General features: G+C 59.6%; 25 protein-coding genes and 1 tRNA gene. 16 read left to right on the top strand and 10 right to left on the bottom strand.

Annotated elements, in window-relative coordinates:
* The first annotated feature begins 57 nt into the window (after positions 1-57).
* From aspS to nadA, 16 genes are all read left to right on the top strand, one after another.
* Positions 58-1833, top strand: coding sequence for an aspartate--tRNA ligase (gene aspS, locus ACA067_RS25950; protein ID WP_497459108.1), 1776 nt, complete (start codon positions 58-60; stop codon positions 1831-1833).
* A 123-nt stretch (positions 1834-1956) separates the two neighbouring features.
* Complete coding sequence (locus ACA067_RS25945; protein ID WP_497459107.1) at positions 1957-2703, top strand: YebC/PmpR family DNA-binding transcriptional regulator; 747 nt, start codon at positions 1957-1959, stop codon at positions 2701-2703.
* Positions 2704-2862: 159 nt separating this feature from the next.
* Complete coding sequence (gene ruvC, locus ACA067_RS25940) at positions 2863-3387, top strand: crossover junction endodeoxyribonuclease RuvC (protein WP_128872288.1); 525 nt, start codon at positions 2863-2865, stop codon at positions 3385-3387.
* Positions 3388-3502: 115 nt separating this feature from the next.
* Positions 3503-4117 carry a Holliday junction branch migration protein RuvA gene (ruvA, locus tag ACA067_RS25935; RefSeq protein ID WP_497459106.1) on the top strand — a complete coding sequence of 205 codons (615 nt, stop codon included), beginning with the start codon at positions 3503-3505 and terminating at the stop codon, positions 4115-4117.
* Positions 4118-5179: a Holliday junction branch migration DNA helicase RuvB gene (ruvB, locus tag ACA067_RS25930; protein WP_497459105.1), complete on the top strand. Its 1062-nt coding sequence runs from the start codon at positions 4118-4120 to the stop codon at positions 5177-5179.
* Between the two features lie 127 nt (positions 5180-5306).
* A complete protein-coding gene (ybgC, locus tag ACA067_RS25925) occupies positions 5307-5774 on the top strand; it encodes a tol-pal system-associated acyl-CoA thioesterase (protein ID WP_128872286.1) in 468 nt (155 codons plus the stop codon).
* A complete protein-coding gene (tolQ, locus tag ACA067_RS25920) occupies positions 5764-6459 on the top strand; it encodes a protein TolQ (protein ID WP_497459104.1) in 696 nt (231 codons plus the stop codon). Before ybgC ends, tolQ begins: the two co-directional genes overlap by 11 nt.
* 23 nt (positions 6460-6482) lie before the next feature.
* On the top strand, positions 6483-6935 hold the full coding sequence (gene tolR, locus ACA067_RS25915; RefSeq protein WP_497462846.1) for a protein TolR: 453 nt from the start codon (positions 6483-6485) through the stop codon (positions 6933-6935).
* Positions 6935-8032 (top strand): cell envelope integrity protein TolA, encoded by a 1098-nt coding sequence (gene tolA, locus ACA067_RS25910; protein ID WP_497459103.1) that lies wholly within the window; start codon positions 6935-6937, stop codon positions 8030-8032. The genes tolR and tolA overlap by 1 nt, the downstream gene beginning before the upstream one ends.
* Positions 8033-8079: 47 nt before the next feature.
* Positions 8080-9330, top strand: a complete 1251-nt coding sequence (gene tolB / locus ACA067_RS25905; RefSeq protein ID WP_371916822.1) for a Tol-Pal system beta propeller repeat protein TolB — start codon at positions 8080-8082, stop codon at positions 9328-9330.
* Between the two features lie 52 nt (positions 9331-9382).
* Positions 9383-9886 carry a peptidoglycan-associated lipoprotein Pal gene (gene pal / locus ACA067_RS25900; RefSeq protein ID WP_064679382.1) on the top strand — a complete coding sequence of 168 codons (504 nt, stop codon included), beginning with the start codon at positions 9383-9385 and terminating at the stop codon, positions 9884-9886.
* Between the two features lie 6 nt (positions 9887-9892).
* Positions 9893-10732 carry a tol-pal system protein YbgF gene (ybgF, locus tag ACA067_RS25895; RefSeq protein ID WP_497459102.1) on the top strand — a complete coding sequence of 280 codons (840 nt, stop codon included), beginning with the start codon at positions 9893-9895 and terminating at the stop codon, positions 10730-10732.
* A gap of 166 nt (positions 10733-10898) precedes the next feature.
* On the top strand, positions 10899-11546 hold the full coding sequence (gene queE / locus ACA067_RS25890) for a 7-carboxy-7-deazaguanine synthase QueE (RefSeq protein WP_128872282.1): 648 nt from the start codon (positions 10899-10901) through the stop codon (positions 11544-11546).
* A gap of 1 nt (position 11547) precedes the next feature.
* Entirely contained in the window at positions 11548-12240 is a 693-nt protein-coding gene (gene queC, locus ACA067_RS25885; RefSeq protein ID WP_497459101.1) for a 7-cyano-7-deazaguanine synthase QueC, read from the top strand.
* Between the two features lie 62 nt (positions 12241-12302).
* Positions 12303-12378, top strand: a tRNA-Lys gene (locus tag ACA067_RS25880).
* A gap of 266 nt (positions 12379-12644) precedes the next feature.
* Positions 12645-13703 (top strand): quinolinate synthase NadA, encoded by a 1059-nt coding sequence (gene nadA, locus ACA067_RS25875; RefSeq protein ID WP_497459100.1) that lies wholly within the window; start codon positions 12645-12647, stop codon positions 13701-13703.
* A gap of 147 nt (positions 13704-13850) precedes the next feature.
* On the opposite strand, the gene ACA067_RS25870 is transcribed toward nadA, so the two are convergent.
* From ACA067_RS25870 to ACA067_RS25825, 10 genes are all read right to left on the bottom strand, one after another.
* Entirely contained in the window at positions 13851-14339 is a 489-nt protein-coding gene (locus ACA067_RS25870) for an RDD family protein (protein ID WP_497459099.1), read from the bottom strand.
* A gap of 95 nt (positions 14340-14434) precedes the next feature.
* Complete coding sequence (locus tag ACA067_RS25865; RefSeq protein WP_003175786.1) at positions 14435-14647, bottom strand: cold-shock protein; 213 nt, start codon at positions 14645-14647, stop codon at positions 14435-14437.
* Positions 14648-15051: 404 nt separating this feature from the next.
* A complete protein-coding gene (gene gcvT / locus ACA067_RS25860; RefSeq protein ID WP_497459098.1) occupies positions 15052-16176 on the bottom strand; it encodes a glycine cleavage system aminomethyltransferase GcvT in 1125 nt (374 codons plus the stop codon).
* A 38-nt stretch (positions 16177-16214) separates the two neighbouring features.
* Complete coding sequence (locus ACA067_RS25855) at positions 16215-17591, bottom strand: L-serine ammonia-lyase (RefSeq protein ID WP_497459097.1); 1377 nt, start codon at positions 17589-17591, stop codon at positions 16215-16217.
* Between the two features lie 233 nt (positions 17592-17824).
* Positions 17825-20677 (bottom strand): aminomethyl-transferring glycine dehydrogenase, encoded by a 2853-nt coding sequence (gene gcvP / locus ACA067_RS25850; RefSeq protein WP_497459096.1) that lies wholly within the window; start codon positions 20675-20677, stop codon positions 17825-17827.
* An 11-nt stretch (positions 20678-20688) separates the two neighbouring features.
* Complete coding sequence (gcvH, locus tag ACA067_RS25845; RefSeq protein WP_497459095.1) at positions 20689-21072, bottom strand: glycine cleavage system protein GcvH; 384 nt, start codon at positions 21070-21072, stop codon at positions 20689-20691.
* 387 nt (positions 21073-21459) lie between these two features.
* The gene (gene gcsR / locus ACA067_RS25840; RefSeq protein WP_497459094.1) at positions 21460-22968 is read right to left on the bottom strand and encodes a transcriptional regulator GcsR; all 1509 of its coding nucleotides are present in this window, start codon (positions 22966-22968) and stop codon (positions 21460-21462) included.
* A gap of 218 nt (positions 22969-23186) precedes the next feature.
* Positions 23187-23540 (bottom strand): DUF5064 family protein, encoded by a 354-nt coding sequence (locus ACA067_RS25835; protein WP_497459093.1) that lies wholly within the window; start codon positions 23538-23540, stop codon positions 23187-23189.
* Positions 23541-23606: 66 nt separating this feature from the next.
* Positions 23607-24536, bottom strand: coding sequence for a carbamate kinase (gene arcC / locus ACA067_RS25830; RefSeq protein ID WP_497459092.1), 930 nt, complete (start codon positions 24534-24536; stop codon positions 23607-23609).
* A 187-nt stretch (positions 24537-24723) separates the two neighbouring features.
* A complete protein-coding gene (locus ACA067_RS25825; RefSeq protein WP_497459091.1) occupies positions 24724-25734 on the bottom strand; it encodes an ornithine carbamoyltransferase in 1011 nt (336 codons plus the stop codon).
* Positions 25735-25755 lie beyond the last annotated feature (21 nt).

Below are 25755 nucleotides of genomic sequence, written 5' to 3'. Positions count from 1 at the left end.
AGGATATGAGCAAGGTCTCCAACCGAATTTCGAATTACGAGAAGTGAAACCACTACCATGATGCGCAGCCATTATTGCGGCCAACTGAACGAAAGCCTGGAAGGCCAGGAAATTACCCTTTGCGGCTGGGTTCACCGTCGCCGTGACCACGGTGGGGTGATTTTCCTCGATATCCGTGATCGTGACGGTCTGGCCCAGGTGGTGTTCGACCCGGACCGCGCTGAAACCTTCGCCGCCGCCGACCGCGTGCGCAGCGAATACGTGGTTAAAGTGACCGGCAAGGTGCGCCTGCGTCCGGCCGGTGCCGGTAACGCCAACATGGCGTCGGGCATGATCGAAGTGCTGGGCTACGAGCTGGAAGTGTTGAACGAAGCGGAAACCCCGCCGTTCCCGCTTAACGAGTTCTCCGACGTCGGCGAAGAAACCCGCCTGCGTTATCGCTTCATCGACCTGCGTCGTCCGGAAATGCTCGAGAAACTGCGTCTGCGTTCGCGCATGACCACCAGCATCCGTCGCTACCTGGACGAGAACGGCTTCCTCGACGTCGAGACGCCGATCCTGACTCGCGCCACCCCGGAAGGTGCTCGCGATTACCTGGTGCCGAGCCGTACTCACGCCGGTTCGTTCTTCGCCTTGCCGCAATCGCCGCAGCTGTTCAAGCAACTGCTGATGGTGGCCGGCTTCGACCGTTACTACCAGATCGCCAAGTGCTTCCGCGACGAAGACCTGCGTGCCGACCGTCAGCCTGAATTCACCCAGATCGACATCGAAACCAGCTTCCTCGATGAAAAAGACATCATCGGCATTACCGAAGGCATGATCCGCAACCTGTTCAAGGAAGTGCTGGATGTGGAATTCGCTGAATTCCCGCACATGACCTGGGACGAGGCCATGCGTCGTTACGGTTCCGACAAGCCGGACCTGCGTAACCCGCTGGAACTGGTCGACGTTGCCGATCAGCTTAAAGAAGTTGAATTCAAGGTCTTCTCCGGCCCGGCCAACGATCCGAAAAGCCGCGTTGCCGCTCTGCGCGTACCGGGCGGGGCGAGCATGCCGCGCAGCAAGATCGACGACTACACCAAGTTCGTCGGCATCTACGGTGCCAAGGGCCTGGCGTACATCAAGGTCAACGAACGCGCGAAGGGCGTCGAAGGCCTGCAGTCTCCAATCGTCAAGAACATCCCTGAAGCGGCCCTGAACACGATCCTTGATCGCGTTGGCGCGGTTGACGGTGACATTGTGTTCTTCGGTGCCGACAAAGCCAAGATCGTCAGCGAAGCCCTGGGCGCGCTGCGGATCAAGGTCGGTAACGATCTGAACCTGCTGACCTGCGAGTGGGCACCGATGTGGGTGGTCGACTTCCCGATGTTCGAAGAGAACGACGACGGCAGCTTCACCGCCTTGCACCACCCGTTCACCGCGCCGAAGTGCACCCCGGAAGAACTGGAAGCCAACCCGGCGACCGCGCTCTCCCGTGCCTACGACATGGTACTGAACGGCACCGAGCTGGGTGGCGGTTCGATCCGTATCCACCGCAAGGAAATGCAACAGTCGGTGTTCCGTCTGCTGGGTATCAGTGAAGCGGAACAGGAAGAGAAATTCGGCTTCCTGCTCGACGCCCTGAAATACGGCGCGCCGCCGCACGGTGGCCTGGCCTTCGGTCTGGACCGTCTGGTGATGCTGATGACCGGCGCCCAGTCGATCCGCGAAGTGATCGCCTTCCCGAAAACCCAGAGCGCGGCTTGCGTCATGACTCAGGCGCCGGGTCTGGTCGATGCCAAGGCATTGCGCGAACTGCACATTCGTCTGCGCGAAACGCCAAAAGCTGAGTAAGGCTGACCTTGCGGGCGCATCTTCGGATGCGCCCTTTCTTTATAGACAGGTCGAGATTTTTGTTTGCCGGCTGGCGCGTCATGGCGTGGCGGGCAATGTTTCAAAGAGAATTCGGAGCGAGTTATGGCGGGTCATTCCAAGTGGGCGAACATCAAGCACCGCAAAGAACGTCAGGATGCCAAGAAGGGCAAGATTTTCACCAAGTGGATTCGTGAGCTGACTGTTGCTGCCCGTCAGGGTGGCGCTGATCCGGGTTCCAACCCGCGTTTGCGACTGGCGCTGGACAAGGCGCTCGGTGCGAACATGAGCCGCGACATCATCGATCGCGCGGTGGCCCGCGGTGCCGGTGCTGCCGACACCGACGACATGGTCGAACTGACCTACGAAGGCTACGGCCCAGGTGGTGTGGCGGTGATGGTCGAGTGCATGACCGACAACCGCAACCGTACCGCAGCGGCTGTGCGCCATGCGTTCAGCAAGTGCGGAGGCAACCTCGGTACCGACGGTTCGGTGGCTTACCTGTTCGAGCGCAAGGGCCAGGTCTCCTTCGCGCCAGGGGTGGATGAAGATGCGCTGATGGAAGCGGCCATGGAGGCCGACGCCGATGACGTTGTCACCCACGAAGACGGGTCCATCGACGTGTTTACCTCGTTCGCCGGTTTCTACTCGGTGCGTAACGCCCTGGAAGCCGCCGGTTTCAAAGGTGATGACGCGGAAATCGTCATGCTGCCCACCACCAGTGCCGAACTGGACCTGGAAGGCGCCGAGAAGGTGCTCAAGCTGATCGACATGCTTGAAGACCTGGATGACGTGCAGAACGTTTATTCCAACGCGGACATTCCTGAGTCGGTTGCCGCACAGCTCGGTTGATGCCCATGTAAAAGATCGCTGCCTTCACACGCCCTGACTGTAGAAGCTGCCGAAGGCTGCGATCTTTTGACTTTAAAGATCGAAAATCAAAAGATCGCAGCCTTCGGCAGCTCCTACACGGTTATCCTGAGGCCACCGCGATCTCTTTCCGCAGGCGTTATGACTTTAATTCTTGGTATCGACCCCGGTTCGCGCATCACCGGTTATGGCGTGGTATGTGATACCGGCCGTGGCTGCGTATACGTGGCGTCGGGCTGCATCCGCACCGGTTCCGGCGAGTTGCACGAACGCCTGCAAATCGTCTATCGCAGCGTGCGTGAAGTCATCCAGACCTACGGGCCGGTGACCATGGGCATCGAAAAGGTGTTCATGGCGCGCAACGCCGACTCGGCGTTGAAGCTCGGCCAGGCCCGCGGCGCAGCGATCGTTGCCGGCGCCGAAGAAAACCTGGAAATCGCCGAATACACCGCCACCCAGGTCAAACAGGCCGTGACCGGCACCGGCGCGGCCAATAAAGAGCAGGTGCAGATGATGGTCATGCACATGCTGAAATTGACCAGCAAGCCGCAAATCGATGCCTCGGACGCCCTGGCCATTGCCATTTGCCATGCTCACACCCGTTCCAGCCTGTTGCCGCATGGCCTGGGCGCGGCACGCAGTCGTGGCGGGCGCCTGCGTCTCTGATAGCATCGGCAATCATTTTTTATGGAGTGAGGGTTTTGCGCCTGGGTCGTCGGCGCAAAACCCTTGTTCCGTCAGTCGCCAGCACTGATCTGGCCAACGCTCAAGGATCTGAAACGTGATTGGACGCTTGCGCGGCACACTGGCTGAGAAACAGCCGCCGCACCTGATTCTGGATGTAAATGGTCTGGGCTATGAGCTGGAAGTGCCCATGACCACGCTGTATCGCTTGCCGTCGGTCGGTGAACCGCTGACCTTGCACACCCATTTAGTCGTACGCGAAGACGCGCAGTTACTCTATGGCTTCTTCGGCAAGCGTGAGCGAGACTTTTTTCGCGAGTTGATCCGTCTCAATGGTGTAGGGCCGAAACTGGCCCTGGCCTTGATGTCGAGTCTGGAAGTCGATGAGCTGGTGCGTTGCGTGCAGTCCCAGGACACCTCGGCCCTGACCAAGGTGCCGGGCGTGGGCAAGAAGACTGCCGAGCGTTTGCTGGTGGAACTCAAAGACCGCTTCAAGGCCTGGGAAACTGTACCGGCGATGTTCGCCCTGGTGCCAAACCAGCCGGGCGGGCCGGATGCGGCTCCGGTCGCCACCGCCGAAAATGACGCGGTCAGCGCGCTGATTTCCCTGGGCTACAAGCCGCAGGAAGCCAGCAAGGCGATTGCCGCGATCAAGGAGAAAGGTTTGAGCAGTGAAGACATGATTCGTCGCGCCCTGAAGGGAATGATTTAAGTGATTGAAGCTGATCGTCTGATCGCCGCCACGGGTGCTCCCCGTGACCGCGAGGAAGTCCAGGACCGGGCCATTCGTCCCGTCAGCCTGGCCGAATACATTGGCCAGCCGACCGTTCGCGAGCAAATGGAGTTGTTCATCCAGGCGGCCCGTGGCCGTAACGAGTCCCTGGACCACACGCTGATCTTCGGCCCGCCGGGGCTGGGTAAAACCACGCTGGCCAACATCATCGCCCAGGAAATGGGCGTCTCGATCAAAAGCACCTCGGGTCCGGTCCTTGAACGCCCGGGTGATCTGGCCGCGCTGCTGACCAACCTCGAACCTCACGACGTGCTGTTCATCGACGAGATCCATCGCTTGTCTCCGATCGTCGAAGAAGTGCTGTACCCGGCCATGGAAGATTTTCAGCTCGACATCATGATCGGCGAAGGGCCGGCGGCACGCTCGATCAAGCTTGATCTGCCGCCGTTCACCCTGGTCGGCGCGACCACCCGGGCCGGCATGCTGACCAACCCGTTGCGCGACCGTTTCGGCATCGTCCAGCGCCTGGAGTTCTACAACACCGCCGATCTGGCAACGATTGTCAGCCGTTCGGCGACCATCCTCGGGCTGCCCCTGGACCCGGAAGGCGCCTTTGAAATCGCCCGCCGCGCCCGCGGCACTCCGCGGATCGCCAACCGTTTGCTGCGCCGGGTGCGGGACTTTGCCGAGGTGCGGGCCAAGGGCCACATCACCAAGCCGATCGCCGACCTGGCCTTGAACCTGCTGGACGTCGACGAGCGCGGCTTCGATCACCAGGATCGACGTCTGTTGTTGACCATGATCGAGAAATTCGATGGCGGCCCGGTCGGGGTGGACAGCCTGGCGGCCGCGATCAGCGAAGAACGCCACACCATCGAAGACGTGCTGGAACCGTACCTGATCCAGCAGGGCTACATCATGCGCACACCGCGGGGGCGGGTGGTGACGCGGCATGCCTATCTGCATTTCGGCTTAAACATTCCGTCACGATTGGGCGAGATGCCCGTGGTAGACGAGTTCCTCGATGCCGTGGACGATTAATTAACTTTTGCGCGCTGAATTTTCGGGCATTGTGCTGTCCTAGGACCGTACTTTTGCGAGAAAGCCGCAGAACAATGAAAAACAGTTGCCTGGCCGGATTGGCAACCTGAGGAGTAAGCACTAGAGTATGCGCGCGCAAAACGGGCTTGGGCCTTTCGCATTTCGTTGTCGCGTTTATTACGAGGACACCGATGCGGGCGGCATCGTGTATTACGTCAATTACCTCAAGTTTATGGAACGGGCTCGAACCGAGCGGCTCCGGGAGCTGGGCTTTGCCCAGTCGGCGCTGGCAGGTGAGGACCTGTTGTTTGTCGTGCATTCCAGCGAAGCGCGTTACCACGCGCCGGCGCGACTGGACGACGAACTGCTGGTAAGCGCCGAGGTAATCGAATTGAACCGTGCCAGCCTGCGCTTCAAGCAGCAGGTCAGGCGGGCTACGGATGATGTGCTGCTCTGTGAAGGGCAGTTTCTGGTGGCCTGTGTGCGCACCGACAGTTTAAAACCCCGGGCCATTCCCGAAGCTCTACGTACGGCCTTTGCCGACGTGAGCGGCGCGGGTACACACTCAAAGCAGGAGATAAAGCGTGGAAGCTAACGTCGTCGACCATTCCTCCATGTGGAGCCTGGTCAGCAATGCCAGTATCGTGGTGCAACTGGTAATGCTGATCCTGGTAGCCGCATCGGTGACCTCATGGATCATGATCTTTCAGCGCAGCAACTTGCTGCGCGCCGGTCGACGTGCCCTGGAGAGCTTCGAGGAGCGTTTCTGGTCGGGCATCGATTTGTCCAAGCTCTACCGCCAGGCGGGCAGCAACCCTGACCCGGATTCGGGCGTCGAGCAAATCTTCCGTGCCGGTTTCAAGGAATTCTCCCGTCTGCGTCAGCAGTCTGGCGTTGATCCGGAAGCGGTCATGGAAGGCGTGGCCCGTGCGATGCGCGTCGCCATTTCCCGTGAAGAAGAGAAGCTCGAGCAGAGCCTGCCGTTCCTCGCCACCGTCGGTTCCGTCAGCCCCTACATCGGTCTGTTCGGTACGGTCTGGGGCATCATGAACTCCTTCCGTGGCCTGGCCACTGCCCAGCAAGCGACCCTGGCCACTGTGGCCCCAGGTATCGCCGAAGCGCTGATTGCCACCGCGATCGGTCTGTTCGCCGCGATCCCGGCCGTTATCGCTTACAACCGTTTTGCTGCCCGCAGCGAAACCCTGCTGAGCCGTTACTACACCTTCGCCGATGAATTCCAGGCGATCCTGCACCGCAAAGTGCACACCAGCGAAGAATAAGCAGGTAATTTCCAATGGCTTTAATCGCTCGAGCTCGACGCAAGCGCAAGCCGGTTGCCGAGATGAACGTGGTGCCTTACATCGACGTGATGCTGGTACTGCTGGTCATCTTCATGGTGACCGCACCGATGCTCAATCAAGGCGTGAAAGTTGATCTGCCCAAGGTTTCCAGCGAAGCCTTGCCGCAGGACAACAACACCCAGGTCCTGACCATTTCGATCAAGGCTGACAAGACCTACTACTGGAACCTTGGCAGCGAAGTCGACACCGAGAAGCAGCAGGACAAGGCCATGACCTTGCCGCAAATGACCGACGCGGTGACCAAGATCATTCGCGCCGGTACCGAAGGCGGCAAGCGCACCCAGGTGTTCATCCGCGGCGACAAGACCGTCGATTACGGTGCCGTCATGGGTGCCATGGGCGGGTTGCAGAAAGCCGGGGTCGGTAATGTTGGCTTGATTACCGAGGCACCCTGATGCAGCAAATGCGAGAGCCGTCCGCCTCGGAAAGCTATTTCTGGCCTAGTGTCTGGGCGCTGGTCTTGCACGTGCTGGTTTTTGGCATGCTGTTCGTCAGTTTTGCCTTCACACCGGAACTGCCGCCGGCCAAGCCAATTGTCCAGGCGACCCTGTACCAGCTGAAATCGAAAAGTCAGGCGACCACCCAGACCAATCAGAAGATTGCAGGTGAGGCGAAGAAATCCGCCGCGCGCCAGACCGAAGTCGAACAGATGGAACAGAAAAAGATCGAACAGGAAGCGATCAAGGCCGCGGAACAAAAGAAGGAAGACGCCGCTCAAAAAGCCGAAGAATCCAAGAAGGCCGACGAGACGAAGAAAGCGGAAGAGGCAAAAAAGGCTGATGAAGCCAAGAAAGCCGATGAAGCCAAGAAAGCCGACGAAGCGAAGAAGACCGCCGAAGCCAAAAAGGCCGAAGAGAAACAATTGGCTGATATAGCCAAGAAGAAGTCTGAAGAAGAAGCCAAGAAAGCAGCTGAAGAAGAGGCCAAGAAAGCGGCCGCTGAAGAAGCGAAGAAAAAGATCGTCGAAGACGCGAAGAAGAAAGCCGCGGAAGACGCCAAGAAGAAGTCTGAAGCTGAAGAGGCGAAGAAGAAAGTCGCCGAAGACGCGAAGAAGAAAGCTGCTGCCGATGCTGCGAAGAAAAAGTCGCAGGAAGCGGCACGTAAATCCGCCGAAGACAAAAAGGCCCAGGCCCTGGCAGATTTGCTTTCCGACACGCCGCAGCGTCAGCAGGCCTTGGCGGATGAGCAGGGTGACGAAGTCGCCGGCAGTTTCGATGACCTGATTCGTGCTCGCGCAGCAGAAGGCTGGGCTCGTCCACCTTCGGCGCGCAAAGGCATGACGGTCGTGTTGCAAATCGGCATGTTGCCGGACGGTACCTTGACCTCGGTCAGCGTGGCCAGGTCCAGCGGCGATGGTCCGTTCGACGCTTCGGCGGTTGCAGCGGTCAAGAATATTGGACGTTTGACAGAAATGCAGGGAATGAAACCGAGCGATTTCGCTCCCTATCGTTCATTCAAGATGACATTCACACCTGAGGATCTAGCCTTGTGAGAAACCTTCTTCGAGGAATGCTTGTCGTTATCTGCTGCCTGGCAGGTATGGCGACAGCAGATGAAAAAAACATTCTGGTTACCAGCGGCAGCGATCGGGCTACTCCGATCGCCGTCGTTCCATTCGGCAACCAGGGCGGCAGCGTGCTGCCGGACGACATGGCCGAAATCATCGGTAACGACCTGCGTAACTCGGGTTACTACTCGCCGATTCCAAAGCAGAACATGATCAGCCAGCCGAGCCAGGCCAGCGAAATCATCTTCCGTGACTTCAAGGCACTGGGCGCCCAGTACGTCATGGTCGGCAGCGTTGCACCAGCGGGCGGTCGCCTGCAGGTTCAATACGCACTGTTCAACGTCGCCACCGAACAGCAAGTGTTGACCGGCAGCGTCTCGGGCAGCGTCGATCAGCTGCGCGACATGTCGCACTACATCGCGGACCAGTCGTTCGAAAAACTCACCGGTATCAAGGGTGCGTTCTCGACGCGTCTGCTGTACGTGACCGCCGAACGTTTCTCCGAGAAGAACACGCGCTACACGCTGCAACGTTCGGACTATGACGGTGCTCGTGCTGTCACCTTGCTGCAGTCGCGCGAGCCGATCCTGTCGCCGCGTTTCGCACCGGATGGCAAGCGCATCGCCTATGTCTCGTTCGAGCAGAAGCGTCCACGCATTTTCATGCAGAACATCGACACCGGTCGCCGTGAGCAGATCACCAACTTCGAAGGCCTGAATGGCGCACCAGCCTGGTCGCCGGATGGCAATCGCCTGGCATTCGTGCTGTCGAAAGACGGTAACCCGGACATCTACGTGATGAACCTGGGTTCGCGTCAGATCACCCGTGTCACCAACGGTCCCGGCATCAACACCGAACCGTTCTGGGGTAAAGATGGTTCGACCATCTACTTCACCTCCGACCGTGGCGGCAAGCCACAGATCTACAAGACCAGCGCGGGTGGCGGTGGTGCGGAACGTGTGACCTTCATTGGTAACTACAACGCCAACCCTAAACTGTCGGCTGACGAAAAGACCCTGGTCATGATTCATCGCCAGGAAGGTTTCACCAATTTCAAGGTGGCGGCCCAGGATTTGCAGCGCGGTAGTGTAAAGATCCTCACTGATAGCACTCTGGACGAGTCGCCCACTGTTGCGCCCAACGGCACCATGGTAATCTACGCCACCCGCCAGCAGGGCCGGGGAGTCTTGATGCTCGTGTCCATTAATGGACGCGTGAGGCTCCCGCTTCCTACCGCACAAGGCGAAGTCAGAGAACCGTCCTGGTCCCCTTACCTGAACTGACGCGGCGCTACACGTTGTACTTAACACATTGGGGTTCATTAGGAGTTTCACGATGGAAATGCTGAAGTTTGGTAAGTTTGCTGCTCTGGCTCTGGCTTTGTCCGTAGCCGTTGGTTGCTCGTCCAAAGGCGGCGACAATGCCGGTGAAGGCGCAGTGGCTGTTGATCCAAACGCTGGTTACGGCGCAAACACCGGTGCCGTTGATGGTTCCCTGAGCGAAGAAGCTGCTCTGCGCGCCATCACCACTTTCTACTTCGAATACGACAGTTCGGACCTGAAGCCAGAAGCCATGCGCGCTCTGGACGTTCACGCCAAAGACCTGAAAGCAAACGGCGCTCGCGTTGTTCTGGAAGGCAACACCGACGAACGTGGTACTCGTGAGTACAACATGGCACTGGGCGAGCGTCGTGCGAAAGCCGTTCAGCGTTACCTGGTACTGCAAGGCGTTTCCCCAGCTCAGCTGGAACTGGTTTCCTACGGCGAAGAGCGTCCAGTTGCTACCGGCAACGACGAGCAGTCCTGGGCTCAAAACCGTCGCGTCGAACTGCGTAAGTAATTCGCCATGCGAACGTGCCGTCGTGCTGTAACTGTTTTGGCTCTCAGCCTCGCACCCCTTGCGGTGTGGGCTGCGGTTCCTGTGGTCGAGGACAACTCCGGCTATAACAATAGCGGGAGCAGTTATCCGCCTGCGGGTTACGGTACGAACGGCGCCTATGCCGGGGGAGGGGTTTCGGCCCCTGTCTCGGCACAGGGCGAGCTGTTCAACCAACTGCAATCGATGCAGGAGCAGATCTCGCGCCAACAAGGCATCATCGAAGTTCTGCAAAATGATGTAGCGCGCATGAAGCAGGAGAGCCTGGAGCGATATCAGGACCTTGATCGGCGCATAGGATCCGGCGTTGCACCAGCCGCGACTCCCGATAATTCTTCCCCCGGTGGCGATTTGAACGCCCCCGGTGCAGCAGCTGGTGCAGGAGCAGGGGCAGCCGCCGCTCAAGCACCCGCCGCGGGTAGCGAACCGGCTGATCCGGCGAAGGAAAAACTGTACTACGATGCAGCCTTCGACCTGATCAAGGCCAAGGATTTCGACAAGGCCAGCCAGGCTTTTGCCGCATTCCTGCGCAAATACCCGAATAGCCAATACGCGGGCAACGCCCAGTACTGGTTGGGCGAAGTGAACCTGGCCAAAGGTGATCTGCAAGGCGCAGGCCAGGCATTTGCCAAGGTTTCGCAGCTGTATCCAAAGCACAACAAAGTGCCTGATTCGCTGTACAAGCTTGCTGATGTAGAACGTCGCCTTGGTCATCCCGACAAGGTCAAAGGCATTCTGCAACAGGTTGTGTCCCAATATCCGGGCACTTCCGCCGCTCAGCTGGCCCAGCGTGATCTGCAAAAAATGTAAGGCTGCTTGACCTGTTTCGAAGAAACCCGCGCTTGTCGCGGGTTTTTTCGTTAGAATTCACGCCCTTTTTATGAAACACGCTTTTTGGGATCTGCGCGTTGGCGGGGTTCCTTTAAGTGCCTGACGGAGGCGGACAGCCTGTTTAGCTGTCCTGCCCGTGGCGACTATGCAAGACACATTGAGAATCACCGAAGTTTTTTACTCGTTGCAGGGTGAAACGCGGACTGCCGGGCTGCCCACTGTTTTTGTGCGGCTGACCGGTTGCCCATTGCGTTGCCAATACTGCGACAGCGCCTATGCGTTCAGTGGCGGCACCGTTCGCACCCTCGACGACATCCTCGAGCAAGTGGCCGGTTTTCGTCCGCGTTATGTGTGTGTCACCGGTGGCGAACCGTTGGCACAACCCAATGCCATCCCATTGCTCAAGCAGTTGTGTGACGCCGGTTACGAAGTGTCACTGGAAACCAGTGGTGCCCTGGACATCTCGGCGGTAGATTCTCGGGTCAGTCGTGTCGTCGACCTGAAAACCCCGGGCTCAAAAGAAGCACACCGCAACCGCTACGAGAACATCGAGCTGCTGACGCCCAACGATCAGGTGAAGTTTGTCATCTGCTCGCGGGAAGACTATGACTGGGCCGTGTCCAAGCTGATCCAGTACGGTCTGGACCGGCGTGCCGGCGAAGTGCTGTTCTCGCCAAGTCATCATGACCTGAACGCTCGGGACCTGGCGGACTGGGTAGTGGCGGACAACCTGCCAGTGCGCCTGCAATTGCAGCTGCATAAATATCTATGGAATGACGAGCCGGGGCGCTGAAATGACTGAACATCTTGATTCTTCTGAAAAACGTGCGGTCATCCTGCTGTCCGGCGGCCTCGATTCCGCGACGGTCGTGGCCATGGCTCGCGCCGAAGGCTACAGCTGCTACACCATGAGCTTCGACTACGGTCAGCGGTCCCATGCCGAACTGTACGCCGCCGAACGTGTCGCTCGCGACCTGGGTGTGGTCGAACACAAGGTGATAGGCCTGAACCTGAATGGTATCGGCGGTTCGGCGCTGACCGATAGCAGCATCGATGTGCCGGAAGTGGCGGGCGAGGGCATCCCGGTAACGTACGTGCCGGCGCGCAACACGGTGTTTCTGTCCCTTGCACTGGGTTGGGCTGAAGTGCTCGGCGCGCGCGACATCTTTATCGGCGTAAATGCGGTGGATTATTCCGGTTACCCGGACTGCCGTCCCGAGTTCATCGAGTCTTTCGAGCGCATGGCCAATCTGGCGACCAAGGCCGGAGTAGAGGGCAATGGCTTTCGCATCCAGGCGCCACTGCAGAACCTGAGCAAGGCACAGATCGTCCAGGCCGGCGTGAAGCTGGGCGTCGATTACGGCCTGACCGTTTCCTGCTACCAGGCCGACGATAACGGCCGTGCATGCGGCAGATGCGACAGCTGCCGCCTGCGTGCAGAAGGCTTCGCGGCGGCCGGAATCAGCGACCCAACAGCTTATTTTTGATTTATTTCAAATTGGGTGTTGAATAGTCCTTAAAAATCAGTATTATACGCGCACCACACAGCGGGTCGTTAGCTCAGTTGGTAGAGCAGTTGGCTTTTAACCAATTGGTCGTAGGTTCGAATCCCACACGACCCACCATTTTTGTAGCAGTTTTAAAAGTCTGGAAGGCCCACGCAAGTGAGGATTTCCGGATTTTTTTTTGCCCGCGATTTGAGTTCGACTCGGTCCGGGGCTGCACCGCCAGGTCAGAATCATCTTTTGCATCCACGGGATATTCTGTAGCCTTGCGCAGCTTCAACGTTGTCCATGCCTGATGATACTCACTCTCCCGGCGGTACCCTGAAGGGTCCGGAGCCGGGTGTATACTCGACTTTCGCGCGAAAGCGCCTGCAGGTCTTGCGAACATGACGCAGATTTCCGAACGCCTTCTGGTTCAAGCCCACCTCGACGCCAAGCAGCCCAAGCCGCTGACGGCCGAGGAAGAGGCTTATTACCGCGCTGCCATCGCTGCCGAGCTCAAGGCTCAGGACGCGGTGCTGGTTGCGCATTTCTATTGCGATCCGGTCATTCAGGCCCTGGCCGAAGAAACCGGTGGCTGCGTCTCCGACTCGCTGGAGATGGCCCGCTTCGGCAATGCTCACCCGGCCAGGACCGTGGTGGTCGCCGGTGTGAAGTTCATGGGTGAAACCGCCAAAATCCTCAATCCTGAAAAACGCATTCTGATGCCGACCCTGGAAGCGACCTGCTCGCTGGACCTGGGTTGCCCGGTAGACGAGTTCTCGGCGTTCTGCGATCAGCACCCGGAACGCACGGTGGTGGTGTATGCCAACACCTCGGCGGCGGTCAAGGCGCGGGCGGACTGGGTGGTGACTTCCAGCTGCGCGCTGGAGATCGTCGAAAGCCTGATGGATAACGGCGAAACCATCATCTGGGGCCCGGACAAGCATTTGGGCACCTACATCCAGCGCCAGACCGGTGCGGACATGTTGCTATGGGACGGTGCCTGCATCGTTCACGAAGAGTTCAAGTCCAAGCAGCTCGAAGACATGAAGGCGCTGTACCCGGATGCAGCGATCCTGGTGCATCCGGAATCGCCGACGGCGGTGATCGAACTGGCGGATGCCGTCGGTTCCACCAGTCAGCTGATCGCGGCGGCGCAAAGCCTGCCGAACAAGACCCTCATCGTCGCCACCGACCGCGGCATCTTCTACAAGATGCAGCAACTGTGCCCGGACAAGGTCTTCATCGAAGCGCCAACGGCCGGTAACGGCGCAGCGTGCCGCAGTTGCGCACATTGCCCGTGGATGGCGATGAATACCCTTGAGCGCACGCTGAAGAGCTTGAAGGAGGGGACGAATGAGATCTTTGTCGATCCGGCGTTGATTCCGCAGGCGATTCGGCCGCTCAAGCGCATGCTCGACTTTACCCAGGCGGCGCGGATGAAACTGGCCGGTAACGCCTGAGGTCTATCATCCAGTCGCAAAAACTGTGGGAGCGAGCTTGCTCCGGGCGGCGCTCCGACGATAGCGGTCTGTCAGTCATATCAATATTGACTGATACGCCGCCATCGCGAGCAAGCTCGCTCCCACAGTGGTTTTCGTATGGCTGAATTACTTGCTCTTCTTCGGGATACGAACGAGCTGGGTGTCGGAATACATGTCATGCCAGCTGCGTTTCTGCTTGTCGAACAGCGACCAGAAGAACCCCAGCCCGACGCATAGCAAGGATGCAATCGACACCACAAACCGCAACAGCGCCTGCCACAGGCTGATGGCGGTACCGTCGGCGTTCTGCACGCGGACTCCCCAGACCTGCATGCCCAGGGTCTGGCCGGACCAGGTCCAGAACTTGGCGAAGAAGCCGAACAGCACGAACAGCAGCACCGTCGACAGCAACGGGTCACCGTCCAGTGCACCGGCTTCGGTCAGGGCGCGCATTTTGTCTTCGCCGATGATCGCCATCTGAATGATCTTGTAAATGCCGCTGGTGACGATGAGCAGGGCGGTACACAGCAAGAAATCATAGAACATCGCTGCCAGGCGACGCCCCAGGCCAGCGGCGGGAAACTCACCCTGGGGTTTGAGCAGGTGTTTCGACATGGCAGGGCTCTCGGCGCAAAAGAAGCCATTTTACGGATTTATGCGCACAAAAAAGCCCCTGATGTCACCATCAGGGGCTTTTTCGTAACAGAAGGTTAGGCTTCTGCCTGTACCTCGTCAGCCTGCATGCCTTTCTGGCCTTGCACAGCAACGAAAGTCACTTTCTGGCCTTCTTTCAGGCTCTTGAAGCCGTTGCCCTGGATGGCGCGGAAATGCACGAACAGATCCGGACCGCTTTCAGGAGTGATAAAACCAAAACCTTTCTCGTCGTTAAACCACTTGACGGTACCGCTCTGACGTTGGGACATTTCTTATTTCCTTTGACGCAAAAAATTAATGACAGTCTCCTTCTCATGAAAGAGTACTGGGGCTGGTTGCAGGAGAGTAAGAAGACGTCGAACGGGATGTAGCTAACTTGTAGGCTACTGCCCAGGTCACGATTCCAAGCGACCCATGCAAACACAGTGAACAAACTCTACGCCAACTACGGGAGAAAAAACAAGCCCTGTGAAGGGCCCGGATTTGCTGGCGTCGACGCGCATGTGCCGCAACTAGTGCGGCCTTATGCGTTGGAAGTGTTCAGTTGTTTTCAATCGTTATAAGCAACGTTCATAAACGAAGCTTAGAGCAGCCGGTACGCACTGTTTTATGGCGATTGCGTTACACATTAGTGCGCTGTTAACGCAATCGCGTTACTTATAGAAACAGTCAATCAGCCACGGTAGTAGCGTTGTGGAACAAATGGCAATTTGCTTACAAGCAAAGGCACCTTTTTCCCACGTACGATCGCCCATACCGGTGTGTCGAGAGCGGTATAGGCAGTGTCGAGATAACCCATGGCCAATGGGCCACCCAGCGTCGGACCGAAACCGCCGCTGCATACGGTACCGATGATGTCGCCTGCCTCGTTGACGATCTCTGCCCCTTCGCGCACTGGCGTGCGTTCCTGAGGCAATAGACCGACACGCTTGCGGCTGACACCGGCTTGCTGATGGGCGAATATGCTTTCAGCGCCAGGGAAACCACCGGCCCGCGCACCGTCGGCACGCCGAGGTTTGGAGATGGCCCACAGCAGGCTGGCCTCGATCGGGGAGGTCTCGGTGTTCATGTCGTGGCCGTAAAGGCACAGGCCGGCCTCCAGGCGCAGGGAATCGCGTGCGCCCAGGCCGATGGCCGCCACTTCGGGTTCGGCCAGCAGGGCGCGCGCCAGGGCTTCGGCGCTGGCGGCCGGGACGGAGATTTCGAACCCGTCTTCACCGGTGTAGCCCGAACGGCTGACAAAGCAATCTGCGCCCAGCAGTTGCACGCGGGCAAACTGCATGAAGGTCATCTTCGCAACTGTAGGCGCCAGGCGTGCGAGCACGGTGACGGCAGCCGGGCCTTGCAACGCCAGCAACGCGCGTTCTTCGAACAGCGGCTCGATGGTGCATTGGTTGCCGATGTGTTGTTGCAGATGCGCCAGGTCCTGATCCTTGCAGGCCGCGTTGACCACCAGGAACAGTTCGTCGTTGCCCAGGTTGGCGACCATCAGGTCGTCGAGAATGCCGCCGGTCTCGTTGGTGAACATCGCGTAGCGCTGCATGCCCACCGGCAGGTCGATGATGTCCACCGGGACCAGGGTTTCCAGGGCCTTGGCGGCATTGGCGCCGGTCAGGCGGATCTGGCCCATGTGCGAGACATCGAACAGCCCGGCCTGCTCACGGGTGTGCTGGTGTTCTTTCATCACGCCCAGCGGATATTGCACCGGCATGTCATAGCCGGCGAACGGCACCATGCGCGCGCCGAGTTCGATGTGCAGTGCGTGCAGCGGGGTTTTCAGCAATGGTTCGGTGGACATATTCAGCTCCTGAAAAAGTGTGCGGATGCGCGTGGGCATCAGCACTCGATAATGTTGACCGCCAAACCGCCACGGGCGGTTTCCTTGTATTTGCTTTTCATGTCGGCGCCGGTCTGGCGCATGGTGCGGATGACCTTGTCGAGGGACACAAAGTGCTGGCCGTCGCCGCGCAGGGCCATGCGTACCGCGTTGATGGCCTTGACCGAGCCCATGGCATTGCGTTCGATGCACGGCACTTGGACCAGTCCGCCGATCGGGTCGCAGGTCAGGCCGAGGTTGTGTTCCATGCCGATTTCGGCGGCGTTTTCCACTTGTTGCACGGTGCCGCCGAGCACTTCGCACAAGGCGCCGGCCGCCATCGAGCACGCCACGCCGACCTCACCCTGACAGCCGACTTCGGCGCCGGAGATCGAGGCGTTTTCCTTGTACAAAATGCCGATGGCGGCGGCAGTCAGCAGAAAGCGCACGACGCCGTCTTCGGTGGCGCCGGGGATAAAGCGCATGTAGTAATGGAGCACGGCCGGGACGATTCCCGCTGCACCGTTGGTAGGCGCAGTGACAACACGTCCGCCGTTGGCGTTTTCTTCGTTGACCGCCAGGGCGTACAGGTTGACCCAGTCCAGCACCGAGAGCGGGTCGCGCAAGGACGATTCCGGGTTCTTGCACAGCTGTCGATGCAGCGCCGCCGCCCGCCGTTTGACCTTCAGGCCGCCGGGCAGGATGCCTTCGTTGCGGCAACCGGCAGCAACGCAGTCCTGCATGACCTGCCAGATTTTCAACAGGCCGGCACGGGTTTCCGCTTCAGGGCGCCAGGCACTTTCGTTGGTCAGCATCACCTGGCTGATCGACAAGCCGTAGGTGCTGCAGTGACTGAGCAGGTCTTTGGCACTTTTGAACGGGAAAGTCAGTTTTGTTGCGTCTTCGACGATCCGGTCAGCGCCGGCGGCGTCTTCATCGACGACGAAACCGCCACCGACGGAATAGTACTCGCGGCTGCGGATCTGTAGGCCAGCGGCGTCGAATGCGCGAAAGATCATGCCGTTGGGGTGATAGGCCAACGGCTTGCGGATCATCGCCAGGTGTTCTTTTTCGTTGAATGCAATGCTGTGTTCGCCGAGCAGGTTCAAGCGCGCGCTGCCGCGAATCTCTTGCAGGCGAGCAGCGACAGTTTCGGTGTCCACGGTGTCCGGGTGTTCGCCTTCCAGGCCGAGCAATACCGCCTTGTCGCTGCCGTGGCCTTTGCCGGTGGCGCCGAGGGAGCCGTAGAGCTCGACTTTGACGCAGGTGGTTGCGGTCAATAGCCCTTCACGGCGCAAACCTTCGGCGAAACGCGCGGCTGCGCGCATCGGGCCGACGGTGTGGGAGCTGGAGGGGCCGATGCCAATCTTGAACAGGTCGAACACGCTTAAAGCCATGGTTGTTCTCCGGTTTCTTGTTATGGGAATTGGCGGAATCTGGAAGTTGGCGCAATTCCCTGTGGGAGCGAGCTTGCTCCGGGCGGCGTTCCGACGATGACGGTCTGACATTCACCATAGGTGTCGACTGAAAGACCGCTATCGTCGGAACGCCGCCCGGAGCAAGCTCGCTCCCACAGAGGACTGTGGTGTGTTTGCAAAAGGGGGGCGGGATCAACCGCCCCCTCATTGGTTTAAGCGTAGCTTTCGATCGACGGGCAGGCGCAAACCAGGTTGCGATCACCAAACACGTTGTCGACCCGGCCGACCGGTGGCCAGTATTTGCCTTCGATCAACGACGCGACCGGGTATACGGCTTGCTCGCGGCTGTACGGATGCGTCCATTCACCCACCAGCTCCGCTGCGGTGTGCGGGGCGTTTTTCAGCGGGTTGTCGTCCTTGTCCAGGGTGCCGTTTTCCACCGCACGGATTTCTTCGCGGATCCGGATCATGGCGTCGCAGAAGCGGTCCAGTTCTTCCTTGGATTCGCTTTCGGTCGGCTCGATCATCAGCGTGCCGGCGACCGGGAAGGACATGGTCGGGGCATGGAAGCCGAAGTCGATCAGGCGCTTGGCGACGTCATCGACGCTGATGCCGCTGCTGTCTTTGAGCGGGCGCAGGTCGAGGATGCATTCGTGCGCCACCAGGCCGTTGCTGCCGGTGTACAGCACCGGGTAGTGCTCTTCGAGGCGACGGGAAATGTAGTTGGCATTGAGGATCGCCAGCTGCGATGCACGCTTGAGACCCGCGCCACCCATCATCCGAATGTACATCCAGGTGATCGGCAAAATGCTTGCGCTGCCGAACGGTGCGGCGCAGACCGCGCCTTCTTTGCGCTCCATGGTGCCGTGACCCGGCAGGAACGGCGTCAGGTGCGACTTGACGCCGATCGGGCCGACACCCGGGCCGCCACCGCCGTGGGGAATGCAGAAGGTCTTGTGCAGGTTCAGGTGCGACACGTCGCCGCCGAACTTGCCCGGGGCGCAGAGGCCGACCATCGCGTTCATGTTGGCGCCGTCGATGTACACCTGGCCGCCATTGTCATGAATGATGCCGCAGATTTCACGGATGCCTTCTTCGAACACACCGTGCGTTGACGGGTAGGTGATCATCAATGCCGCGAGATGCTCGCGGTGCTCGATAGCTTTGGCGCGCAGGTCTTCGATGTCGACGTTGCCGCGGGCATCGCAGGCGGTCACAACCACACGCATGCCAGCCATGTTGGCGGTGGCCGGGTTGGTGCCGTGGGCGGAGGAGGGGATAAGGCAGATGTCGCGACGGTCTTCGCCACGGCTCTGGTGATAGGCGCGAATCGCCAGCAGGCCGGCGTATTCACCCTGGGAACCGGCGTTCGGTTGCAGCGAGATCGAATCGTAACCGGTGGCGGCACAGAGCATCGCTTCCAGTTCATCGGTCAGTTGCTGGTAACCGGCGCTTTGCTCGGCCGGGGCGAACGGGTGCAGGGCGCCGAATTCGGCCCAGGTCACCGGGATCATTTCGCTGGCGGCGTTGAGTTTCATGGTGCACGAACCCAGTGGGATCATGGTGCGATCCAGCGCCAGGTCCTTGTCGGCGAGTTTGCGCAGGTAGCGCATGAGCTCGGTTTCCGAATGGTAACGGTTGAACACCGGGTGGCTGAGGATCGGCGACTGGCGAACCAGGGCGCTTGGAATCGCGCTTGCAACGCTTGCGGCAAGCGCAGCGAAGTCTGGCAGCGCCTGGCCGTCAGACAGCACGCGCCACAGGGTTTCAATGTCAGCCTGGCTGGTGGTTTCATCCAGCGACAGACCCAGACGCTCAGCATCGACTACGCGCAGGTTGATCTGCTGGGCGCGGGCCTGCTCGTGCAGTTTGGCGGTGTTGGCGCCGGTCTTGATCGTCAACGTGTCGAAAAAGCTTTCTTGCTCGACGCTCAGGCCTAGTGCGCTCAAGCCTTTAGCCAGAATCGCGGTCAGGTGATGAATGCGGTTGGCGATCTGCGTCAGGCCTTTCGGGCCATGGTACACGGCGTACATGCTGGCAATGTTGGCCAGCAGAACCTGCGCGGTGCAGATGTTGCTGGTGGCTTTCTCGCGGCGGATATGTTGCTCGCGGGTCTGCATTGCCAGGCGCAGGGCCGGCTTGCCGAAACGGTCCACGGAGACGCCGACCAGACGGCCCGGCATGTCGCGCTTGAACGCATCCTTGGTGGAGAAGTACGCCGCGTGCGGGCCACCGAAGCCCAGCGGCACGCCGAAGCGTTGCGCACTGCCAATGGCCACGTCGGCACCGAATTCGCCCGGCGGGGTCAGCACTGTCAAGGCCAGCAAGTCAGCGGCGACGGCTACCAAAGCATTGGCCGCGTGGAAGCGCTCGGTCAGTTCGCGGTAGTCGAATACGTCACCGTTGCTCGCCGGGTATTGCAGCAGCGCGCCGAAGAACGGCGTCACGTCGCTCAGTTCGCGCTCGTCGCCGACTACGACGTCGATGCCCAATGGCTCGGCACGGGTGCGCAGTACATCGAGGGTTTGCGGGTGGCAATGCCTTGATGCGAAGAAGGCGTGGCTGCCCTTGTTCTTGCTCAGGCGCTTGCAGAAGGTCATGGCTTCGGCGGCGGCGGTGGCTTCATCCAGCAGCGAGGCGTTGGCGATCGGCAGGCCGGTCAGGTCGCTGATCAGGGTCTGGAAATTCAGCAGCGCTTCGAGACGGCCTTGGGAAATCTCCGGCTGGTACGGGGTGTAGGCGGTATACCAGGCCGGGTTTTCCAGCAGGTTGCGCAGGATCGGTGACGGCGTGTGGGTGCCGTAGTAGCCCTGGCCGATGTAGGTCTTGAACAGTTGGTTCTTGGCGGCGATGGATTTGATCAAAGCCAGTGCATCGGCTTCGCTCAAACCGTCGTCCATGCCGAGCACGCTAGTGCCTTTGATGCTTTCCGGAATGACGCTGGCGCTCAGGGCTTCCAGGGAGTCGAAACCGAGGCTGTTGAGCATGGCTTGCTCATCGCCGGCACGCGGGCCGATGTGGCGGGCGATGAATTCGTTGGCGGTTGTTAGATTTACTTGCGTCATGTCAGCGCTCCTCAGGCTTCGGCGTTGGCTTTGATCAGACGGTCGTAAGCGTCCTGATCCAGCAATTTGGCAACAGCCGAGGCGTCGGTTGGCTGGAAACGGAAGAACCAGCCTTCGCCCAGCGGATCTTCGTTGACCAGTTCCGGGCTGCTGTCCAGCGCCGGGTTCACTTCCAGGACCTCTCCGTCCAGCGGCATGTACACGCCGCTGGCCGCTTTTACCGATTCCACGGTGGCGGCTTCAGCGCCTTTGTCGTAGGACTGCAGCTCAGGCAGTTGTACGAAAACCACGTCGCCCAGGGCATTCTGCGCGAAAGCGGTGATGCCGACTGTGACGCTACCGTCAGTTTCGGTGCGCAGCCATTCGTGATCTTCAGTAAAACGCAATTCGCTCATGGAAACTCCTAAGGGGCCAGACTCGTCTGGTGGACGCGGTGGGTAATGCTGGGGCAATGCCCTTGTTTATGAGTGGTTACTAAGCAAATTTGCGGCCAATGTTGTTTATTTATTATAAATCAATGAGTTATGTGATTTTTTCAGGCGAGGTGATGTATTGGCTGTAGCGAAATCGCTACAACGCGAGGCGAAGAAAAAAGCCTAGATGGATCAAAGCCTTGCACAGCGGCGATCAAAGAAGGGTGTAGCGATATCGTTCCGCTGTAGCGCTTTCCGTACAGATGGAGGTCGCTTTTGAAGAGGATCTATTGGCTGGACACACCACCTGTGGGAGCAAGCTCGCTCCCACAGGGGTTTTGTATGGGTAACGAGATTGTAGTTTCAGCCTTATGGCTTGTTGGGAATCCCGTACTTGCGCAACCGATGAGCGATGGCGGTGTGGGATGTTTGCAGGCGGCTGGCCAGCTGACGGGTCGAGGGGTAGCTGACGTAGAGTTTTTCCAGCAGGGTTTTTTCGAACGCTTCCATCGCCTGTTCCAGGCTGTCGACTTCGCTGTCGCTCTGACGCGCCACCGAGGTGCCGGCGATGTCCAGATCACCGATGTCCACCAGGCTGCTTTCGCAAATTGCTGCGGCGCGGAAGATCACGTTCTGCAGTTGCCGCACATTGCCCGGCCAGCGGTTACCCAGCAATGCCGGATAGGTGCCCGGCGCCAGGCGACAGACCGGGCGCTGGATCTGCGCGCAGGCCTGTTGCATGAAATAGCGAGCCAGCAGCAAGATGTCCTGGCCGCGTTCGCGTAGCGGCGGGACCTCGACATTCAGGACGTTGAGACGATAGAACAGGTCTTCGCGGAATGAACCCTCGCTGACCATTTTTTCCAGGTCCCGATGGGTCGCGCTGAGGATCCGCACGTTGACCTTGACCTCACGATCCCCCCCCACACGGCGGAAGCTGCCGTCATTGAGGAATCGCAACAATTTCGCCTGCAAGTAAGGCGACATCTCGCCGATCTCATCGAGAAATACCGTGCCCTGGTTGGCCAGCTCCATCAGCCCCGGTTTGCCGCCCCGTTGCGCGCCGGTGAAAGCGCCGGGGGCGTAGCCGAACAGCTCGCTTTCGGCGAGGTTCTCCGGCAATGCCGCGCAGTTCAGCGCCAGGAACGGTGAGCTGTGCCGGGCACTGATGGCGTGACAGGCACGGGCCACCAGTTCTTTGCCGGTGCCGGTTTCACCCTGGATCAACAAGGGCGCATCCAGAGCAGCCACTCGTTGGGCGCGGGACTTGAGCGTTCGAATGGCCGGTGACTCGCCCAGCAACGCATCGAAACCCTCGGCATGGTCGTGATGCAGTGCCGAGAGGCGTTCGCCGATGCGGTTCGGTTGATACAGGGTCAGCAAGGCGCCGGCATTGGTGATCGGCGTGGCGTCCAGCAACAGGGTCTGGCCATTGACGGTGACCTCGCGCAGTGGAAGACGGAATCCATGCTCCAGCAAGGCGTCAAGCAGTACCGGATCGGCGAATAAGTCGGCGACACTTTCACCGGCCGGTTCGCGACCGTAAAGAGCGATCAACGCCGGGTTGGCCAGCAATACCTTGCCGGCACTGTCCAGGGCCAGCACCGGGTCGGTCATGGCCGCGAGCAACGCATCGAGCTGTAAATGCCGACGCTGACCGGGAAGGATGTCGACCACCGTCACCGCTTGCACGCCACGGACACTGAACAAGGCATCGCGCAGCTCTTCAAGGACTTCCGGGCTCAGAGTCGGGGCGTCGATGTAGACGTTGGGCGGCACCATTTCCACCGCGTCCAGATTGAGATTGCGCCCACCGAGCAAGGCCAGGACTTCCTGGGTAATGCCGACGCGGTCGATAAAGCTGACGTGGATACGCATGGGGCGGCTTATGGGTTCTGAAGTGCGGAGGGTGGCAAGTATGCCTTGGGGCGGGGGGCAGGTGAAATCCAATACAGGATTTGATGGCAACGATGATCCCTTGTGGGAGCGGGCTTGCCCGCGATGACGGCGTGTCAGACAACATAGATGTTGAATGTTACACCGCCATCGCGGGCAAGCCCGCTCCCACAGGTTCGATGTTCAGCAAGGGAATCGGGTTATTCCAGGTGTTCGGGTTTGACCGGGTCGCCGGATTTCACATTCAGCTGCGCTCGCACATCTTCAAACATCGCGTCGTATTCCCTGTGCATCGAGCCGATGCTGGCTTCCTTGGGCAAGCCGTATTTTTGCGCGATACGCGTGGCATGGCGGGCGAAGTCGAAGGCCTGGTCCTTGGGCAGGAAGAATTCTTTATTCACCTCCTTGTCTTCCACCGAGCCATGCATCTTGAATAGCATGCCTTCTTCGGGATCCTGGCTGACTGCATAGTCGATGCTCAGGTTGTAGCTGTAATCATCGTCGTTCAGCGCGTGACGCTCGATGTGCAGGTGACCGGGCTCGAACGTGGCCATTGGCGTCTCTCCATCAAAATAGGCATTGAATCAAGGCAGACCTCAGGCCTGCCCCCGGAGTTTCTTTTACTGGTAACTGATGCCAGGTGTCGCCGTGCTGATGCGGGTGCCGGCATTGCCCTGGACGATCGCTTCGATGTCCGAGAGCGAACCGATCACCGCGACTTTTCCAGTATGGCGGGCGAACTCGCAGGCGGCCTGGACCTTCGGTCCCATGGAGCCTGCCGCGAAGCCGAGTTTCTCCAATTCGTCGGGGTGGGCCTGGGCAATGGCTTTCTGGGTCGGTTTGCCAAAATCGATGAAGGCGGCATTGACGTCGGTGGCGATCACCAACAGATCGCATTCCAGCTGTTCGGCCAGCAGCGCCGAGCACAGGTCCTTGTCGATCACAGCTTCCACACCCTCAAGCTTGCCGCTGGCACCGTACACCGTCGGGATGCCGCCACCGCCGGCACAGATCACGATGCTGCCTTTTTCCAGCAACCACTTGATCGGGCGGATTTCAAAGATGCGTTTCGGTCTCGGGCTGGCGACCACGCGCCGGTACTTGTCTCCGTCCGGGGCGATGGCCCAGCCTTTTTCCGCGGCAAGTTTTTCCGCTTCGGCCTTGGTGTACACAGGGCCGATGGGTTTGCTCGGGTTCTGGAATGCCGGGTCGTTGGCGTCGACTTCGACCTGGGTCAGTAGGGTGGCGAAGGGCACTTCGAAGTCCAGCAGGTTGCCCAGTTCCTGTTCGATGATGTAGCCGATCATGCCTTCGGTTTCGGCACCGAGCACGTCCAGCGGGTAAGGCGAAACCTTGGTGTAGGCCGCTGCTTGCAGCGACAGCAGGCCGACCTGCGGACCATTGCCGTGGGCGATCACCAGTTGGTTGCCGGGGTGGATCTTGGCGATCTGTTCGGTGGCGATCCGGATATTGGCGCGCTGGTTGTCCGCGGTGAGGGGCTCACCACGGCGGAGCAGGGCGTTACCGCCCAAGGCGATGACGATACGCATAGTGCAGTCCTTCTAAACAGGAAAGTGGCAGGTAACTCGGTCTCCCTGTCGGAACTCGGTCAATGTGGGAGCTGGCTTGGCTGCGATGGCATCACCTCGGTCTGACAGATACACAGAGGCGATGCCATCGCAGGCAAGCCAGCTCCCACAGGATCCGTGTTCCTGCAGGAGGAAGCCGGGTGGGTCATCAGATATCCGCCAACGCCGACACCAGGATCGCCTTGATCGTGTGCATGCGATTTTCCGCTTGCTCGAAAGCGATGTTGGCCGGCGATTCGAAGACCTCTTCGGTCACCTCGACGCCGTTGGCCAGGTGCGGATACCGCGCGGCGATGTCCTTGCCGACCTTGGTTTCGCTGTTGTGAAAGGCTGGCAAACAGTGCATGAATTTCACCCGCGGGTTACCCGAGGCTTTCATCATCTGCGCGTTGACCTGGTACGGCAGCAGTTGCTCGATGCGCTCGTCCCATGCTTCGACGGGCTCACCCATCGACACCCAGATGTCGGTGTGAATGAAGTCGACGCCCTTGACCGCTGCTTTCGGATCTTCAGTGATGGTGATGCGCGCGCCGCTGTCTTCGGCAAACGCCTTGCATTGATCGATGAAATCCTGATGCGGCCACAGCGCCTTGGGAGCGGCGATGCGTACGTCCATGCCCAGTTTGGCGCCGATCATCAGCAGCGAGTTACCCATGTTGTAGCGGGCGTCGCCGAGGTAGGCGTAGCTGATTTCATGCAGCGGCTTGTCGCTGTGTTCGCGCATGGTCAGGGTGTCGGCGATCATTTGCGTCGGGTGGAATTCGGCGGTCAGGCCGTTGAACACCGGAACCCCGGCGAACTTGGCCAGCTCTTCGACGATTTCCTGTTCGAAGCCGCGGTACTCGATGGCATCGAACATCCGCCCCAGCACGCGGGCGGTGTCTTTCATGCTTTCCTTGTGGCCTATCTGCGACGACACCGGGTCGATGTAGGTGACGTGGGCGCCCTGGTCATGGGCCGCGACTTCAAAGGCGCACCGGGTGCGGGTCGAGGTTTTTTCGAAGATCAGCGCGATGTTCTTGCCTTGCAAGTGCGGGCGCTCGGTGCCGGTGTACTTGGCGCGCTTGAGGTCACGGGACAAGTCCAGCAAATAGTGCAGCTCGCGGGTGGTGTGGTGCATCAGCGAGAGCAGGCTGCGGTTGCGCATGTTGAAAGCCATTGGGATCTCCTTGGGTTTCGG

The sequence above is a fragment of the Pseudomonas sp. LBUM1674 genome (assembly GCF_059695635.1).
The sequence above is the reverse complement of the archived record's forward strand: the minus strand, read 5'-3'. Positions and strand labels throughout refer to the sequence as shown.